This window comes from Thermomonas sp., from assembly GCF_041905325.1.
Taxonomy (GTDB): Bacteria; Pseudomonadota; Gammaproteobacteria; order Xanthomonadales; family Xanthomonadaceae; genus Thermomonas.
In genome coordinates this window covers 228,806-246,099 of record NZ_JAYRLK010000003.1, presented here as the reverse complement: position 1 = coordinate 246,099, position 17,294 = coordinate 228,806, and the positions used below count along the sequence as shown (strand labels likewise).

Sequence of the window (17,294 nt, the reverse complement as noted above, 5' to 3'; positions counted from 1 at the left end):
CGGCATTCCGACCGGCCTTGACCTGGGAAACCACATGTCCACCATCGTTCGCCGCCGGCATCCGGCGCTGCCTGTCCTGAGCTTGGCCCTGTTGGCGGCAACCGCCGCCCCGGCCTTCGCCGCCGATCCGCCCTGCCTGGATATCAACGGCAACCCGCTGCCGGCCGCACCCACCAACCAGGGCAGCGAGCACGGCAGCAACAATGCCACCTGTGCCGTGCAGGCATCGGCATATGGTTCCGACAACACTGCTTCCGCGCCCGCCAGCAGCGCGTTCGGCTTCGGCAACAAGGCCTTCAATGAGCAAAGCAATGCCTTCGGCTCGAACAACTTGGCCGGTGGTCGGTTCAGTAGTGCATTCGGTGTCTTGAATGTCGCCAGCAAAGACTGGTCTTCCGCCTTCGGTTTCTACAACAAGGCCAGCGGCCTGTATTCCAGTGCGTTCGGCTTCATGACCCAGGCACAGGGCAGCGGGTCGTTTGCAGCGGGCGGGTGGTCCGACAGCAACGGCGATGGATTCGTCAATTTGGAGGAAACCACGAGGGCCGAGGGCCTGGCTTCGGTGGCGGTGGGCAACGCGGCCTACGCGCGAGTGGATTACAGCGTGGCGATGGGCCTGCAAAGCACGGCCGACAACACCAGCAGCACCGCGATCGGCATCTTCGATATCGCCAGCGGGATGGCGTCCAGTGCCATCGGCTACGGCAATTACACCACCCAATTCGGCACCAGCGCATTCGGCTACCGCAACCAGGCGGCCGGTGAGATGTCCTCTGCGTTTGGCTTCGAATCTCAGGCACTGAACATCGGCAGTACCGCGCTTGGCTATCAGGCGGTCGCGGACCGGGACTTCGCCGTTGCCGTCGGCAAGCTGGGTGGCGAGCACCAGATCATCCACCTGGCCGACGGCCGCGAAGACTTCGATGCGGTCAACGTGCGCCAACTGCGGGTCTACACCGGCTGGTTCGGCGGTGGCGCAGATTTCGCCAGCGGCGTGTTCACCGCGCCGACATTCACCATCCAGGGCATGCAGTATTCCGACGTCGCCTCGGCATTCGCGGCAGTGGACACGCAACTTACCGCGCTGGCTGGCAGCGTCGGCACGCCGGGGCCGCAAGGTCCGGCAGGGCCAGCGGGGCCACAAGGACCGGCGGGACCACAAGGGCCGGCGGGGGCCGATGGCGTCACCGACACGGCTTATGTGGATGCCGGTGATGCCACCACGCTGGCATCCGCCCGGCAGTATGCCGATGCCGGCGACGCGTCCACGCTGACAACCTCAAAAGCCTATGCGGATACCACTGCGGCGCAGACGCTGGCCACTTCGAAAACCTATGTCGACAACAAATTCGCGGCATGGACCGACACATTCAGTCAATACCAGCAGCACGTGGATCGTCGCTTCCAGCAGACGGATCGCCGCATCGACCGCATTGGCGCGATGGGTACGGCCATGACCCAGATGGCGGTCAACGCGGCAATGGCCAGCAGCCCGCACGGGCGGATCGCCATTGGCGTGGGTACGCAAGGTGGGCAGGGCGCGGTGTCGATTGGCTATGGCAAGCGCATGGGAGAGCACGGCTCGTTCTCACTGGGAGCAAGCTTTGCCAGCGGGGAATCCTCTGCCGGTGCCGGGTTCGGCTTCGACCTGTAAGCCCGGCAACCGGAAAGGACGATTTCAACGCTCGGTGCGCCAGTTCACCGAGGCACGGTTTTGCAGGGTTCCGGATTCGATTTGCAGGTCGAACCCCTTGCGCAGCAGATACTTGAAAGTGACCACCTGGCCGGTGCCGAGCAGCGACACGCCGTAGCTCACGTACAGGCGCGGCGAGAGGTACTTGCCGATGCCCAGCACCTCACCCCCCAGCGCGCGGGATTGGCTGACACCGGCATCGTCCAGCCCGATGCGCTTGCCCAGCGCCGAGGCCAGCAACCCGGCGCTGGCATTGAGGGTGGTTCTGGCAAGGTTGACCTGTTCGGCTTCGCGGCGGGACAGGCTGGGCAGCGGACGCCCGAGGGTGAGGTAGGCCAGGGCTTCCGATTCGCTCATCGGCGGATTCGACCACACGCTGGCGCGCGGCGCGGTGGCACGCCCGTCCACGGCCACACCGGCGACGATGTCGCCGATGTCGCGTTGCGCGCGAATCGCCAGTTGCGGGTCGCCGATCGCGGTGTTCGACCAGCGCAGCGTGCCTTGGGTGATGCGCAGGTCCTGCCCGTAGGCGCGATAGCGGCCCCCCACTTCCAGCGTGCCGGTGGCGCGGGCCGCGCCGCCGGGCGGCTGGCGCACGCGCAGTTGGCCGGCGAGGCTGCCATTCAGGCCATAGCCGTCGATGCGTACGCGCGCGCCGGCGGTGAGGGCGATCTCGATGTCGGTGGGCAGCCCCGGCCCCTGGCCGGGCGTATCCGGGTCGCGCACCACCACGTCGGAGGACGGCGAAACACCCAGTTCGAGCTTTTCCAGATGGAGGTCGGCTTCCGCCACGACGACCGCGCCGCGCACCTGCAGGGGCGTGCCGGCGCGGTAGCCCACGTGCAGGTCCGGCGAGGCCAGCAACCGCAATTGCCGGGTATCGGCCAGCAGCACGTCGGTGCCGCGCAGGGTGAGTTGCAGCGGGGTGGTGGCGTCCCGCCAACCCAGGCTGCCGTCGATCTGCAACACGCCCGCAGCACTGTCGGTGGCCTTGCCGTTGACGGTGCGCAGGCTGCCGCGGATGCGCGCGCTGCCATCGGGCAGGGCCTGCAACTGCGCGCCCCCCTGTTGCACGGCGATGCCCAGTGCCGGCAATTCGGTGGAAAAACCTTGCAGGCTGCCCGTGCCGCCGAGGTGGGGCTGGGCGCGCGTGCCGGCCACACGCAGGTCGATGTCCAGCGTGCCGGTGGGCTGCACGATGTCGGGCGAGAACAGTTCCAGCCAGCCGAGTTCGCGCAGGTTGGCTTTCAACGTGCCTGCCAGCGGCGCGTAGCCGTCCCAGCCGGTGGCGATGTGGGCGTCGATGCGGCCGCCCTGCGCCAGCGCGGTGGCCAAGGTGGCGTCGATGCGCTGCGGGCCGAAGCGCGCCTCCAGTTGCAGTTCGCGGTAGCCAAGCAGGTCGCGGCGCGCGCGCGGGCCATTGCGCAGGCCGCCGCTGGCGGAGGTGATGCTGGCGTCGGCACGCCAGGCACCGCCCTGCGGGCGCAGCTGGGCGACGAGGCCCAGTGTGCCGTCGAACACCCACGGCCGGCCGTCCTCGCGCTTCGGCAGCCACTCCGACGCCAGCGCCAGCGGCAGGTCGGTGCCGCGCAGGTCCACGCCGCGGCGCGGCCAGTCGGCGCTGGCGCACAACGTGCCACCCAGCGCGGATTGCAGGCAGCTGGAAGTCAGCGCACCGTTGCGGCCATCCCACGACCAGTTGGCCGGCTGTTGCAGCGTCCACTTCGCCGCCACAGCGGGGGTGAGCACGGCGCTTGCCAGGCTGCCCTGCCAGCGTGCGCCCTGCTTGCGTGCGCTGCCGGCCAGCGCCAGCGCGGCGCTGCCGTTGCCGGCGTCCACGTCGAAACGCAGCCGCTCCACCGCACCGCGCAGCGAAGCATGCAGGCGGGTCAGCGGCACGCCGGCTTGCACGCCCTCGGCATCGACCTGCAGCGTGCCGTCGCCCTGCCGCCACGGCAGCGTGCCTTTGGCCTGCAGGCGCGTGGCGCGGTAGTCGCCGAAGACCAGATCACTGCCGGCCAGATCCACCACCACGTCCGGCGCATCGTGTGCGCCGCGCAGTTCCAGCGTGCCGCGCAGCACGCCTTTGCCGCTGGGTAGCAGGTCGTCGAGGCGCAGCGGCGCGAACGTCGCGTCCACGTCGAGGATGGCGGCGATGCGGCCCTTGGCGGCGATGCGGCTGCCACCCAGCGCCAGCGCGATGTCGCCGGCATAGGCCGTGCCGTCGATATCGACGTTGCCATGCCCGGACAGCGCGCGCCCGCGCAGCGTGCCGCCCAGTTCGCGCGCTTCGACATGGGCCAGCAGGCCCTTGCCGTCGCGCAGCGTGCCGTGGCTGCGCAGCGCGCCGTCAAGCGCACCCGGCCAGTCCGGTGCGAAGTAGCCGGGGTCGAAGCCGGCCAGCCGGGCCTGCGCCTGCCATTGCAGCGCCGGCGACCACGCCAGCGTGCCGCTGGCGTCCAGCCGGCCCTGCGGCATCGCCGCGCGCAAGGTGTCGAAGCGCATGCCGTCGCGATCGCCGCTGCCGCGCATGTCGACAGTGGCGCGCTCGTCGCCGCGCGCCAACCGCGCCTGCCCCTGCAGCGCCCAGCGTTCCAGTGTGCCGGCGACGCCAAGGTCGGCATCGGCCAGCACCGCGGCGTTGCCGGCGGCGTCCTGCCAGCGCAGCCCGCGCGCGTGCAGCGCCAGCTTCAGCGCGGTGTTGGCCGGATCGCGCAGGTCGGCCACGCCGTTGGCAACGATGCGTCCGCCCAGCGTGGCCACCACCAGCGGTTGCAGTTGCAGGCGCTGCTCTTGCAGGCGCAGCGAGGAAGGCAGCACCGACAGGCTGAAATCGCCGCGTTGCAGCGTGCCCTGCACGCGCGCAGCGCCGCCGTTGCCACTGGCCGCCAGCGTGAAGCGCAGCGGCAGGCCGGCCACGCCGCCGCCATCCAGCAGCGCGATATCCAGCGCCGCGCTGCGCGCTTGCAATTGCCAGCGCGGGGCGTCGGCGCTGCCTTGCAGGGTCAGGGTGGCACGCAGCGGCGCCGGCGCATGTCCGGCCAGTGCCACCACCATCCGCGACAGATCGCCGCGCGCCACCAGCCCCAGCCGCGGTGCGGCCTGTCCGGGCGGCGCCGGCAGCACCGCAGTGGCGAGCAAGTCGCTGCGGTAGTGGTCGCCCGGCGCGTAGTCGCCGTGCAGGGTGAAGCGGCCGCGGTCGCTGTCCACCGCTAGCCGCTCCACGTGCAGGCGACCGCTGCGCGCATCCAGCCCGCCGCGCGCGCGCTGGATGGCGATGCGCGGCTGGCCTTCCTGCAATACGCGCAGGCCGTCGATGCGGATGGCGTCGGCGCGCAGGTGCAGCGGTGGCTCGATGGCCGGCAGCACGTCCGGCCAAGTCGGCAGTTCGAACGGGGTGTCGCTGCGCGGCAAGACCAGCGTCGCGTCGCGCACGTCCAGCGCGTCCAGATGCAGGGTGCCGGCCAGCAGCGGAAGCAGCGCCGGGTCCAGTACCAGCGTGCGCGCGTCGAAGCCGAGGGTGCCCATCGCGCAGCGGGCCTGCGCGGTCGGCACGCAGTCCGGGTCGCGTTGGCGCGGCATGGAGACATGCACGCCGTGCAGCACCAGCGGCCCCGCCAGCGGCCCCTCGGCCCGCGCCCACGTCAGTACCGTGCCGGCGGGCAGGCGCGCCGCGATCTGTCCCAGCAGGACATCGCGACCGCCCGGCGTGGCCACCAGCCAGCAGGCCAGCGCCAGCGTCGCCACGCCGGCCAGCACGGCGGCGATGCCCGCGCGCCACAGGATGTTCCGCCAGCGCCACGCCCCGTTCACAGGTCGGCGCCGATGTTGAGGTGCAAGGTGATCGGTGAATCCGGCGACTGCAAGCCGTGCGCGATGTCGATGCGTACCGGCCCCACCGGCGAGCGCCAGCGCAGGCCGATGCCGACGCCGGTGTGCAGGTCCGGCGTGCGGCCCTCGAACGCGCTGCCGGTGTCCACGAACACCGCCGCGCCCCACGGGCCGCGGAAGTAGCGCTCGACTTCCAGGCTGGCGGCCAGCAGGTTGCGGGCGCCGGTGTCATAGGCACCGCCGGCGGTGGCGATGCGCGGGCCGATCTCGTGCCACCCGTAACCGCGCACGCTGCGGTCGCCACCGGCATAGAAACGCAGGCTGGGCGGCAGGTCCAGCACGTCGCGGGTGAAGGTGTGGCCCAGCTCGCCGCGGGCGATCACCCGGCTGTCGGCGTCGAGGCCATGGAACCACTGCACGCGGGCGTGCAACTGGGTGAAGGTGGCACGACCGTCGGCACCCCCGCTGCCGCCGCGCACCGTCAGCGCGCCGCCCAGGCCGTGGCGCGGCGCCATGCGTTCGTCGGTGGCAAGGTATTCGGCACGCAGTTCCGGATAGGTGAAGCTGGCCAGCTGGAAGCTTGGCACTGGGCGGTTCAGCGTGGCGTAGGCCCAGCGTTCGCGCAGCACGTGCAGCGAAGCCGACAGGTTCAGGTGTTCGTTGTACTGGCCGTTGCGGCTGGCCACCAGTTCCAGCCGCCGGCTGTTGACATAGGCGGTCTGCTCGTCCGCCGCTTGCAGGCTGGCGGTGTACCAGCCATCGCGCCACGCGAAGGCGGGCATGCGGTATTGCAGGGTGACGGTCTTGCGCTGCTGCGCCCAATCCAGCTGTGCCAGTGCCTTGTGCCCGCGCGCATTGAGGTAGCGACGCTCGGCGGACAGGCTGACGCCGGCACCGTCCAGCGTGGCGTAACTGGCCCCGACGCTGTAGATGCTGCGCTTGGCGGGCGTCAGCACGATGTCCACCGGTGCCTGCCGGTCATGGGCATCGCCGGGGACGGCCTGCACGTCGACCACGGCGAAATAATCCAGCGCCTGCAAGGATTGCCGCAGCCGTTCCAGTGCGGCTTCGTCGTAGGCATCGCCGGCCCGCCATGGCACCAGCTTGCGCAGCAGCCGCTCGCGCAGGACGGGCTGCGGCGTCTGGCTGAACCGCGCCGCACCGAACTGGTAGCGCAGCCCGCTGTCCCAGCGCAGGGCGATGTCGGCGGCGTGCTCCGCGCGCGTCACCTCGACCTGGTGGCGCAACGCCTGCGCATCGAAATAGCCGTGCTCCACCAGCGCCATCGCGATGCGCGCCTTGCCGGCCTCGTAGCGCGAATGGTCGAGAACGTCACCGCCGCGCGGCTGGAACAACGCCAGCGCGTTGCCCACCCCGGGGTCTTGCGCGCCCGGTCCGTCCACGCCGACATCGAAGCCGCGCACGCGCACCGGCACGCCCGGGGTGATGCGCAAGATCACCGTCACCGCGCCGCCGGTGGCCGCCCCCGCAGGGTCCGCATCGCTCTCCGCATCGGTTTCGGCATCCGCGTTCGCGGCGGCGTCCGGGCGGTCGCTGCGGGTGATGACGATGGTGGGCGTGTAATAGCCGAACGGCTCCAGCGCCTGCCGCGTTTCGTCCGCCGCCACCTGCAACAGATAGTCCAGCCGCCGTGCACGCACGTCCTGGCCCACGGCATTCTGCAGCGACAACGCGCTGCGCACGTTGGCCTGCATCGCGTCGTCCTGCAGGCCGACGATCTCCACCTTGTCCACCTTGATCGCCCACGCGGGCGCAGCGCAGGCGAAACAGGCGAGCAGCAGGGGCAGGCGCAGGCGGTGGGCAGGCATCGCCGCAGGATACCGGCGCGCGGCCAACGCGGGATTAAACCCGCGTGCGGGACGCGGCACGGGCGCGGGGCGTCCCGTGCCCGCGCCGGTCAGACCGACAGATGCTCGATGGCCGCCACGCTGCCCAGCCGGTGGGCCAGCCGCTGCAACAGGGCGAGGCGGTTGGCGCGGATGGCGGGGTCGTCGGCGTTGACCATCACCGCGTCGAAGAAAGCGTCCACCGGCGCACGCAGCGCCGCCAGCCGGGTCAGCACGCTGACGTAATCGCCCTGTGCCAGCGCGTGGCCGGTCTCGGCATGGGCGGCCTCCACTGCTTCGGCCAGCGCCAGCTCGGCGGGTTCGCGCAGCAGCGCCGCGTCCTCCAGCGCCGGGATGGCGATGTCGGCCTTTTTCAGGATGTTGCCGATGCGCTTGTTGGCGGCGGCCAGCGCCGCAGCCTCGGGCAATTGCGCGAAGCTGCCGATGGCGTCGAGGCGGCGACCGAAGTCGTGCAGCGAAGCCGGCTTCAGTTCGGCGACGGCGTTGAAATGCGCGGCCGGCACATCGCGGTCGGCGTAGTAGCCGCGCAGGCGGTCGAGGATGAAGTCGTAGAGTTCGCCGGCATCGGCCTGCACGTTCTTCGCAGCCAGCGCTTGGTTCGCCTTGGCAAGCAGCGCCTTCAGGTCAAGATCGAACCCGCTCTCGATGATCGTCCGCGCCAGCCCCAGCGCATTGCGGCGCAGGGCGAAGGGGTCCTTGTTGCCGGTGGGCTTCAGGCCCGCGGCGAAACCACCGGCCAGGGTGTCCAGCCGTTCGGCGATCGCCAGCACCTTGCCCAGCGGGGATGCCGCGATGTCGTCGGCGGCGAAGCGCGGGCGGTAGGCCTCGTCGATGGCGAGTGCCACGTCATCGTTTTCACCCGCGCACTGCGCGTAGTAGCGACCGGCGATGCCCTGCAGTTCCGGGAACTCGTTGACCATGCGGCTTTGCAGATCGTTCTTCGCCAGCTGCGCGGCGCGCTTGGCCAGCGCCGGGTCGGTGCCGACCTGCGCGGCGATGGTCTCGGCCAGCGCCGCGACGCGCGCCACCTTGTCGGCCACGCTGCCCAGCTTGGCCTGGTAGGTCACGCTCGCAAGGCCCTCACCCATCGATGCGAGGCCCTGCTTCAGGTCCTCGTCGAAGAAGAACTTGGCGTCGCTGAAGCGCGGGCGGATCACCCGCTCGTAGCCCTTGCGGATCTCGCCGGCGTCCTTCGAAGCGATATTGGCAATACCGATGAATTTCTCGGTGAGTTTGCCGCCGGCATCCAGCACCGGGAAGAATTTCTGGTTGGCTTCCATGGTTTCGACCAGCGCTTCCTGCGGCACCGCCAGGAACTCGCGGTCGAACGCGCAGGCCACCGCCACCGGCCATTCGTTGAGGCAGTTCACCTGCTCCAGGTTGTCCTCGGTGATGCGTGCGTTGCCACCGGCGGCAGCCTGGACCTCGGCAACCACGCGGGCGCGGCGTTCATCGGCATCCACCAGCACATATGCGCCGCGCAGCGCATCCACATACTCCTGTGGCCGGTTGATCCACACCGGCCCCTGATGGTGGAAGCGGTGCCCGCGACTCATGCGGTCGGCGCGGATGCCCAGCGCGCTGACATCCACGATGTCGTCGCCCAGCAGCGCCACCAGCCAGTGCAGCGGACGGGCGAACCCGTAGGCGTGCGCGCCCCAGCGCATCGGCTTGGGGATCGGCATGCCGGCCAGCGCCTCGTCCAGCACGCCTTGCAGCAGGTCGAAGGTGCGTGCGCCGGGCTTGGTGGCGCGGTGCACGAAACGCTCGCCCTTGGCGTCGGTGGTTTTTTCCAGCGCCATCCATTCAACCCCGGCCTTGGCGGCGAAGCCTTCCAGCGCCTTGGTGGGCGCGCCGTTGGCGTCCAGCGCGATGTTGAGATAAGGGCCGAGGATTTCCGACTTCTGTTCGGGTTGTTCGATCGCCACGCCCGGCAGCAGCACTGCGAGCCGGCGCGGCGAATACAGCGGCTTGGCAGCGCCGCGCTCGATGGCGACGCCGCGCTTGTCCAGCGCGGCGATGACGCCGTCGAAGAAGGCCTGCGCCAGCCCCGGCAACGCCTTGACCGGGAGTTCTTCGGTGCCGAGTTCGATCAGCAGCGGTTGCATGTTCATGCGCGGGCCTCCTTGGCGGCAACGGCGTCCAGGCGTTTGGCCTCGTACAGGCGGGCCACCGCTTGCGCCAGCGTGCGCACGCGCAGGATGTAGCGCTGGCGTTCGGTCACGGAGATGGCGCGGCGCGCGTCCAGCAGGTTGAAGCTGTGGCTGGCCTTGGTGACCTGCTCGTAGGCGGGCAGCGGCAGGCCGGCTTCGACCAGCTTCATCGCTTCCGCCTCGCAGGCATCGAAACGGTGGAACATCTCGGCCACGTCGGCGTGTTCGAAGTTGTAGGTGCTCTGCTCCACCTCGTTCTGGTGGTAGACGTCGCCGTAGGTGACCGGTTGGCCGTCCGGCCCGTAGGTCCACACCAGGTCATAGACGTTGTCGCAGTTCTGCAGGTACATGCACAGGCGTTCCAGCCCGTAGGTGATCTCGCCCAGCACCGGGCGGCACTCCAGCCCGCCGGCCTGCTGGAAGTAGGTGAACTGGGTCACCTCCATGCCGTTGAGCCAGACTTCCCAGCCCAGGCCCCAGGCGCCGAGCGTGGGCGATTCCCAGTTGTCCTCGACCAGCCGCAGGTCGTGCACCAGCGGGTCGATGCCCAGCGCCTTCAGCGAGTCGAAGTACAGCTCCACGATGTTGTCGGGGCTGGGCTTCATCACCACCTGGAACTGGTAGTAGCGCTGCAGGCGGTTGGGGTTCTCGCCGTAGCGGCCGTCGGTGGGGCGGCGCGAAGGCTGCACGTAGGCGGCGTTCCACGGCTCCGGGCCGAGCGCGCGCAGGAACGTGGCGGGGTGGAAGGTACCGGCGCCCACTTCGAGGTCCAGCGGCTGGATCAGCACGCACCCTTGCTCCGCCCAGTAAGCGTTGAGGCGGGAAATCAACTGCTGGAAGGTGATGGCGACGGTCATGGCGGCCCGGACTGACAGGGAGCCGGCTAGTATAGAGGCGTGCCCGGACTTTCCTGCCGCAGGCACCCGCCCGGGCCAGCGCTTGCGTTGGCCGCCGCCGCCATCGACACTGCCGCGCATGGCACCCCGGCCCCTTTCCCGCATGTTGACCGCCTGCCTGCCCGGGCTGGGGCTGGGCCTGTTGCTGGCCGGCCTGCCGGGTTGCCAGCCGGGGCCCGGGCCGGGCGCCGCACCGTCGGCGCGGCACGACGATGCGCAGCTGCAACCGGCCAACCGGCCGGTGGATGCGGCCTATGTGCTGCGCGACCGCCTGCTGGCCCGCGACGGTGCCGGCTTTGCACAGCTGGCGGTACCGCCGGCCCTGCATGCACAGCTGCAGGAAGGCTGGCGCAGTGGCCGCAGCCGCTGGCCGCTGGACGAGCTGCCACTGGATGCACGCATCCCGCGCCTGCTGGCGGCCCTGCAAGCGCCGGCCGCCGACAAGGCGCTGCTGACCACGTTCCGCAAGCAATTCGCCGGCGCCGACGCCGACATCGACCAGGCCATCCGCACGCTGACGGTGTTCGGTACCGGCTACGTGCAGAAAGACCCCGATTACACCCCCGACGAACGCGATCACACCAGCCAGGCCATCGCCGCGGTCGGTGCATGGGCCCTGCGCGCCCCGCTGGCCGACCCCAGGCGCGCGCAGCGCTTCTTCACCACGCTGGCCGCCGCCGCCAACCGCAGCGGCATCGACGGCAGGGCCGGCAACGCCGCTTTCGCAGGCTTCGGCATGACCCAGAGCCTGAACCGGCTCTCCCCCTTCTTCGCCACCCTGCTGGCGCAGCTGCGCCAGCAATACGGGCTGGACCTGGATGCCAGCCTGCGCGACCTGCACGTGAGCCTGCTGGAACAAACCGGCGATACCGCCCGGCTGCGCCTGCAATACCGGCTGGCCGGGCGACCGGTGGATGCGGTGCTGCCGGCGGTCCGCATCGACGGCCATTGGTACCTGGCCGATTACGTGCGCCACGCCACCCAATCGCTGGCCGAACGCGCAAGATGAGGCGCGCCGGCAACAGGATTGCGCCGGCCGGTCGATATACTCCGGGACATGCCTCGTGCATCCCCCGGCTCGTGGCTGCAATGGCATGCATCAGCACAGGGTCCGGGCATGAGTGATCTTCGGCAGGCGAGACAAGCAGACGCACCCCCCGCGGCAGCCGACTCCGGCAGCGGCTTCGCTGCCGCCGGGCTGTCGATCCTGGCCGCCACCGAGGTACGCGACGTCGCCACCGCCCTGCTGCGCGGCCTGCGGGATTGCGACCGGCCGGCCACCGCCGTGGTCTGGACCGACCATGGCGAATTGCTGTTCGAGCCCCCCGAGGCCCGCCAACCGGACCACGTGCAGGCCACCGTGGCGGCCTTCTCGGGGCGTCCGCTGGAGTCCGCCCAGGCCCCCGATGTCCGCCTGCTGCCGCCCGGCGCGGCCGATGCCGGTGCCGCCCTGCTGACGCCGCGCGGCGCGCTGGACAAGTTGGAACCCGCCCCCCACCGGCTGCTGGCGCTGGCGGGCCGGCGGCTGTCCGAGCTGTTCTCGATCCGCCGCCTGCAAGAGTCGGTGAAGGACCTGGAACAGGCCGAGCAGCTGCAGCATGCCCTGTTCGCGATCGCCGACATGGCCGCCTCCGACCGCGACATGCAGACCCTGCTGCGCAGCCTGCACCAGATCATCGGCAAGCTGATGTATGCCGAGAACTTCTACATCGCGTTGTACGACCGCCTGCGCGACAGCCTGCGCTTCATCTATTTCGTCGACGAAATGGACAACGGCATGTACGACCCGGATTTCGAAATCCCGGCGGCGCAGATGGGCGGCAGCATCACCCTGGCGCTGATCCGCCACGGTCGTGCCGTCCGCGGGCCCTCCGAGGAAGTCGCCGCCATGCTGGGCCTGCCGCAGGAAGACGCGGTGGGAACGCCGTCGGTGGACTTCATGGGCGTGCCGATGCTGCGCAACGGCCAGGCGATGGGTGCGTTGGTGGTGCAGAGCTACCGCGAGGGCATTGCCTACACCCAGTCCGACCTTGCCGTGCTGTCGTTCGTGGCCGAACACGTGCTCACCGCGCTGGAACGCAAGCGCGGCCAGGAGGAGCTGGAACGCCTGGTGGCCGACCGCACCCGCGAGCTGGCCGCCGCCAACCGGCAGTTGCAGGAGCAGATCGCCGAGCGCGAACGCGCCGCGCATCTGCAGGCCACGCTCTACAAGATTGCGGCGCTGGCCAACAACCAGGAGCGCGACGAGGATTTCTACCGCAGCCTGCACCAGGCGGTGGGCGAGCTGCTCTACGCCGAGAATTTCTACATCGCGCTGCTGTCGGCCGACGGCAGCCAGCTGGAGATCCCCTATTCGGTGGACGTGGCCGGCGACGAGCGCGGCGATCGTGCGCTGGGCCGCGGCCTGAGCGAGTACGCACTGCGCCGCGGCCGGACGCTGCTGATCGACGACCAGGGCGTACGTGACCTCGTGGCCGCGGGGGAAATGGACGCCAGCCACCACGCCAGCCGCACCCCCGCGGTGTGCTGGCTGGGCGCGCCGCTGCTGGGCGCGGACGGGGTGATGGGCCTCGTGGTGGTGCAGAGCTACCGGCCGGACCTGGTGTACAGCAGCGAGGACGCCGAGCTGCTGACCTTCGTCGCCCACCAGATCGCCAACAGCGTGCAGCGCCGCCGCCACGCCGAAGCCCTGCACACCCTCAATGCCGAACTGGAACAGCGTGTGCAGGCGCGGACCCGCGAACTGCGCCGCGAGATCTCGGTGCGCGAACAGGTCGAAGCCCAGCTCAAGCACCAGGTCATGCACGACCCGCTGACCGGCCTGCCCAACCGCCTGTACCTGCGCGATCGGCTGGAGCGCGCGCTGTCCAGCAAGCAGCGCAACACCCGCAACAGCTTTGCCCTGCTCTACCTCGACGTCGACCGCTTCAAGCTGTTCAACGACAGCCTCGGCCACCAGGCCGGCGATGCCGTGCTGCGCGAATTCTCGCGCCGGCTGCTGGAATGCGTGCGCGGCCCCGACATCGTGTCGCGGCTGTCCGGCGACGAGTTCGCGATCCTGCTGGAAGAGGGCAACCAGCCCGGCACCGCCTGCAAGATCGCCCAGCGCATCCAGAACCGGATGCAGGAGCCGATCCAGGTGGGCGACCACGCCTTGCAGGCTTCGGCCAGCATCGGCATCGCCATCGGCCACGAGCGCTACCAGACCATCGACGAGATGCTGCACGACGCCGACGTCGCCCTGTACCGCGCCAAGGCCACCGGACGCCAGCGCTTCGTGCTGTTCGACGAAGTCCAGCAGAACACCGCGATGAGCGTGCTGGAGCTGGAGCTGCAATTGCGCAATGCGCTCCACGCGGGTGAATTCCGGCCCTATTTCCAGCCGATCGTGCGGCTCGACGATGCCGGCATCGTCGGCTACGAGGCGCTGATCCGCTGGCAACATCCCAGCCGCGGCCTGCTCACCCCGGGCGATTTCCTGCCGGTGGCCGAAGAGAGCGGGCTGATCGAGGCCATCGATTGGCACATGTACAAGATCGCCTGCCAGGCCGCGCGCGACTTCGTGCGCGAAGGCGAGTTCCTGACCCTCAACATCTCGCCCCGGCACTTCCAGTACGAGGATTTCGACCAGCGTTTGCTGGCCTTGCTGCAGGACACCGGCTTCCCGCCCGACCGGCTGCGGGTCGAAGTCACCGAAGGCACCCTGCTGGCCGACCCGGAAGCGGTGGCGCGCATCCTGCAACGCCTGCAGGACGCGCTGATCGGTGCCGCGCTGGACGATTTCGGCACCGGCTATTCCTCGCTGGGCTACGTGCACCGGTTCCCGCTGAAGATGATCAAGATCGACCGTTCGTTCATCCGCGACCTCGGGCAGGCGGAGGAACGCCGCAGCATGGCGGTGATCGAAGCCGTGCTCAGCCTGGCCCGCTCGCTGGCGCTGGGGGTGGTGGCCGAAGGCGTGGAAACCGAAGCCCAGCGGCAGGCGCTGCTGGCGATGGGGTGCGCACATGCGCAGGGCTTCCTGTTCGGGCGCCCGGCCCCGGCGTTGGAATGGGGTGCCGACGCGGCAAAAGCGTGACCCCTTTCACGCTAATTCGACCTGTCGACCCCGCCCGCGTCTGAAGCCCATGCCCCACTCGGCCATAATGGCCCGGATGCAGAACCGCCAGACCCCGTCCCAGGCCAGCTTGTTCGACGCCCCCGCCCCCACCGACGCCTCCGTGGCGGCACCGGGCGCGCCCGCCGAACCGCTGCCGCTTCCGGACTTCCTCGCCACCGACGCCCACGTCGCCGGCACGTCCCCGCTGGCCCCGCCGCCGCCGCGCGCATCCGTCCCGCTGTGGGCTCGCGCCCTCGGCCGGCTGCTGAAGCCCTGGCTGACGCTGGACATCGATGCCGGTACCCAGCCGACCTTCGACCCGGCACGGCCGATCTGCTACGTGCTGGAAGACTACGGCCTGTCCAATGCACTGATCCTGGCCCGCGCCTGCCGCGAGGCCGGCCTGCCGCCGCCGCTGCAGCCCATGCCCGGCGTGCCGCTGGGCCGCAAGCGCGCCTACGTGGCGCTGTCGCGGCGCCATACCAATGCCCTGGGTCTGCTGCCGGGTGCCGAGCACAAGACCCATTCCGGGTCGCTGGCGCGGCTGTTGCAGGCGCACCGCGACAAGCCGGAACTGGACGTGCAACTGGTGCCGGTGTCGATCTTCGTGGGCCAGGCCCCCAAGCGCACCAGCGGCTGGTTCTCGGTGCTGTTCTCGGAAAACTGGACGCTGGTGGGCCGCTTCCGCCGCCTGCTGGCGATCCTGTTGAACGGCCGCGACACCCTGGTGCAGTTCGCCGCGCCGATGTCGGTGCGCGAAACCCTGGTCGAAGACCTGCCGCCGGAACGCGCCGTACGCAAGGTGTCGCGGGTGCTGCGCATGCATTTCCGCCGCGTGCGCGAGGTGGTGATCGGCCCCGACCTGTCCACCCGCCGCATGCTGGCCGAACAGGTGCTGTCGGCACCGGCGGTGAAAGACGCCATCGCCGACCAGGCCCGGCGCGACAAGAGCAAGCCCGAAGACGCCTGGAAAAAGGCCAACGCCTACTTCTGGGAAATCGCCGCCGATTATTCCAACACCGCAGTGCGCTCGCTCAGCTTCATGCTGACCTCGGTGTGGAACCGCATCTACCGCGGCGTGCTGGTGCACCACCTCGACCAGTTCAAGCAGGAGGCGCCGGGCCACGAAGTGGTCTACGTGCCCAGCCACCGCAGCCACATGGACTACCTGCTGCTGAGCTACCTGCTCTACAGCCACGGCGTGGTGGCCCCGCACATCTTCGCCGGCATCAACCTCAACCTGCCGGTGGTCGGTACCATCCTGCGCAAGGGCGGCGCGTTCTTCGCGCGCCGCAGCTTCAAGGGCAACGCGCTGTACTCCGCGGTGTTCCGCGAATACATGGCACAGCTCGTCGCCGGCGGCTATTCCATCGAGTATTTCATCGAGGGCGGGCGCTCGCGCACCGGCCGGCTGCTGCAGCCCAAGGGCGGCTCGCTGGCGATGACCGTGCGCGCCTACCTGCGCCAGCCGACCCGGCCGCTGCTGTTCCAGCCGGTCTACATCGGCTACGAGAAGCTGATGGAAGGCCGCAGCTACCTCGACGAGCTGTCCGGCAAGCCGAAGGAAAAGGAATCCATCTGGCAGCTGCTGGCCGGCATCCCCAAGGTGCTGCGCAGCAACTACGGCCAGGTGGTGGTGAACTTCGGCGAACGCATCCAGTTGCGCGAGATCCTGGCCGAGCACGCACCGGAGTGGGACGGCCAGCCGGTGGGCGACGACGACAAGCCGGCCTGGTTCGCACGCACCGTCGACGCGCTGGCGCTGAAGATCCAGACCCACGTCAACCGCGCCGCCGACGTCAACCCGATCAACCTGCTGGCGCTGGCACTGCTGTCCACGCCCAAGCACGCGATGGGCGAAGCCGACCTGCGCGCGCAGATCGCGCTGTCCAAGACCCTGCTGGCGGAGGTGCCGTATTCCGACTGGGTGACGGTGACCCCGCATTCGCCGGAGCAGATCATCGCCCACGGCGAGGAGATCGGCCTGATCTCCCGCACCGCCCATCCACTGGGCGACGTGCTGGGGGTGGAGGGCGACAACGCGGTGTTGCTGAGCTATTTCCGCAACAACGTGCTGCACCTGTTCACCGCCTCGGCGTGGATCGCGGTGTGCTTCCAGAACAACCGCCGCATGGGCCGCCGCCAGTTGCAGCAGATCGGCCGCACCCTGTATCCGTTCCTGCAGGCGGAACTGTTCCTGCCCTGGGACGAGGACGGTTTCGCCGCGCGCATCGACCGCACCATCGAGGTGTTCATCCGCGAGGGCCTGCTGGAACAGGTCAGCGAGGAAGACGGCGGCATCCTGCAGCGCAATGCCGGCCAGAGCGACGAGGTGTTCCGCCTGCGTGCGCTGGGCCACACCCTGCAACAGGCGTTCGAGCGCTACTACATCGCCATCGCGGTGCTGGTGAAGAACGGCGCGGGCACGCTGGGCGCGGGGGAGCTGGAAAGCCTGTGCCACCTCACCGCGCAACGGCTGTCGCTGCTGTACGCCCCGGCGGCACCGGAGTTCTTCGACAAATCGCTGTTCCGCAGCTTCATCCAGAAGCTGCGCGAGCTCAAGCTGGTCTGGCCCAACCCCGACACCAGCAAGCTGATGTTCGACGACCGCCTGAAGGCCTGGGCCAAGGATGCCCGCGTGATACTGGGCCGCGAATTGCGCGCCACCATCGAAAAAATCAGCCCCGATACCAGCCGCAGCACCGGCGAGATCCCGGCGGTGGAAACGCAAACCCCGGCGGAATGACCAACGCC

At 69.7% G+C, this 17,294-nt stretch carries 8 protein-coding genes; 4 read left to right on the top strand and 4 right to left on the bottom strand.

The window, feature by feature from the left end; all coding sequences use genetic code 11:
- Positions 1 to 34: 34 nt before the first annotated feature.
- Entirely contained in the window at positions 35 to 1,654 is a 1,620-nt protein-coding gene (locus tag ACE3OK_RS05210; RefSeq protein ID WP_374248491.1) for a YadA-like family protein, read from the top strand.
- 24 nt (positions 1,655 to 1,678) lie between these two features.
- Here the strand turns inward: ACE3OK_RS05210 and ACE3OK_RS05205 are convergent, their stop codons facing one another.
- The 4 genes from ACE3OK_RS05205 to glyQ form a co-directional block, all read right to left on the bottom strand.
- A complete protein-coding gene (locus ACE3OK_RS05205; protein WP_374248490.1) occupies positions 1,679 to 5,506 on the bottom strand; it encodes a translocation/assembly module TamB domain-containing protein in 3,828 nt (1,275 codons plus the stop codon).
- On the bottom strand, positions 5,503 to 7,353 hold the full coding sequence (locus ACE3OK_RS05200; protein WP_374248489.1) for an autotransporter assembly complex family protein: 1,851 nt from the start codon (positions 7,351 to 7,353) through the stop codon (positions 5,503 to 5,505). The genes ACE3OK_RS05205 and ACE3OK_RS05200 overlap by 4 nt, the downstream gene beginning before the upstream one ends.
- Positions 7,354 to 7,442: 89 nt before the next feature.
- Positions 7,443 to 9,506: a glycine--tRNA ligase subunit beta gene (gene glyS / locus ACE3OK_RS05195; RefSeq protein ID WP_374248488.1), complete on the bottom strand. Its 2,064-nt coding sequence runs from the start codon at positions 9,504 to 9,506 to the stop codon at positions 7,443 to 7,445.
- Entirely contained in the window at positions 9,503 to 10,402 is a 900-nt protein-coding gene (gene glyQ, locus ACE3OK_RS05190) for a glycine--tRNA ligase subunit alpha (RefSeq protein WP_374248487.1), read from the bottom strand. Before glyQ ends, glyS begins: the two co-directional genes overlap by 4 nt.
- Before the next feature lie 142 nt (positions 10,403 to 10,544).
- On the opposite strand from glyQ, the gene ACE3OK_RS05185 reads away from it, so the two are divergent.
- From ACE3OK_RS05185 to plsB, 3 genes are all read left to right on the top strand, one after another.
- On the top strand, positions 10,545 to 11,450 hold the full coding sequence (locus ACE3OK_RS05185) for a hypothetical protein (RefSeq protein WP_374248486.1): 906 nt from the start codon (positions 10,545 to 10,547) through the stop codon (positions 11,448 to 11,450).
- A gap of 108 nt (positions 11,451 to 11,558) precedes the next feature.
- The gene (locus tag ACE3OK_RS05180) at positions 11,559 to 14,519 is read left to right on the top strand and encodes an EAL domain-containing protein (RefSeq protein ID WP_374248485.1); all 2,961 of its coding nucleotides are present in this window, start codon (positions 11,559 to 11,561) and stop codon (positions 14,517 to 14,519) included.
- A gap of 76 nt (positions 14,520 to 14,595) precedes the next feature.
- The gene (gene plsB / locus ACE3OK_RS05175) at positions 14,596 to 17,286 is read left to right on the top strand and encodes a glycerol-3-phosphate 1-O-acyltransferase PlsB (protein ID WP_374248484.1); all 2,691 of its coding nucleotides are present in this window, start codon (positions 14,596 to 14,598) and stop codon (positions 17,284 to 17,286) included.
- Positions 17,287 to 17,294 lie beyond the last annotated feature (8 nt).

What these genes read in the sequence shown, in the direction of transcription:
- glyS (WP_374248488.1), bottom strand. Translation starts at nt 9,506, where the DNA reads ATGAACATGCAACCGCTGCTGATCGAACTCGGCACCGAAGAACTCCCG.
- ACE3OK_RS05185 (WP_374248486.1), top strand. Translation starts at nt 10,545, where the DNA reads ATGTTGACCGCCTGCCTGCCCGGGCTGGGGCTGGGCCTGTTGCTGGCC.
- ACE3OK_RS05200 (WP_374248489.1), bottom strand. Translation starts at nt 7,353, where the DNA reads ATGCCTGCCCACCGCCTGCGCCTGCCCCTGCTGCTCGCCTGTTTCGCC.
- glyQ (WP_374248487.1), bottom strand. Translation starts at nt 10,402, where the DNA reads ATGACCGTCGCCATCACCTTCCAGCAGTTGATTTCCCGCCTCAACGCT.
- ACE3OK_RS05210 (WP_374248491.1), top strand. Translation starts at nt 35, where the DNA reads ATGTCCACCATCGTTCGCCGCCGGCATCCGGCGCTGCCTGTCCTGAGC.
- ACE3OK_RS05180 (WP_374248485.1), top strand. Translation starts at nt 11,559, where the DNA reads ATGAGTGATCTTCGGCAGGCGAGACAAGCAGACGCACCCCCCGCGGCA.
- plsB (WP_374248484.1), top strand. Translation starts at nt 14,596, where the DNA reads ATGCAGAACCGCCAGACCCCGTCCCAGGCCAGCTTGTTCGACGCCCCC.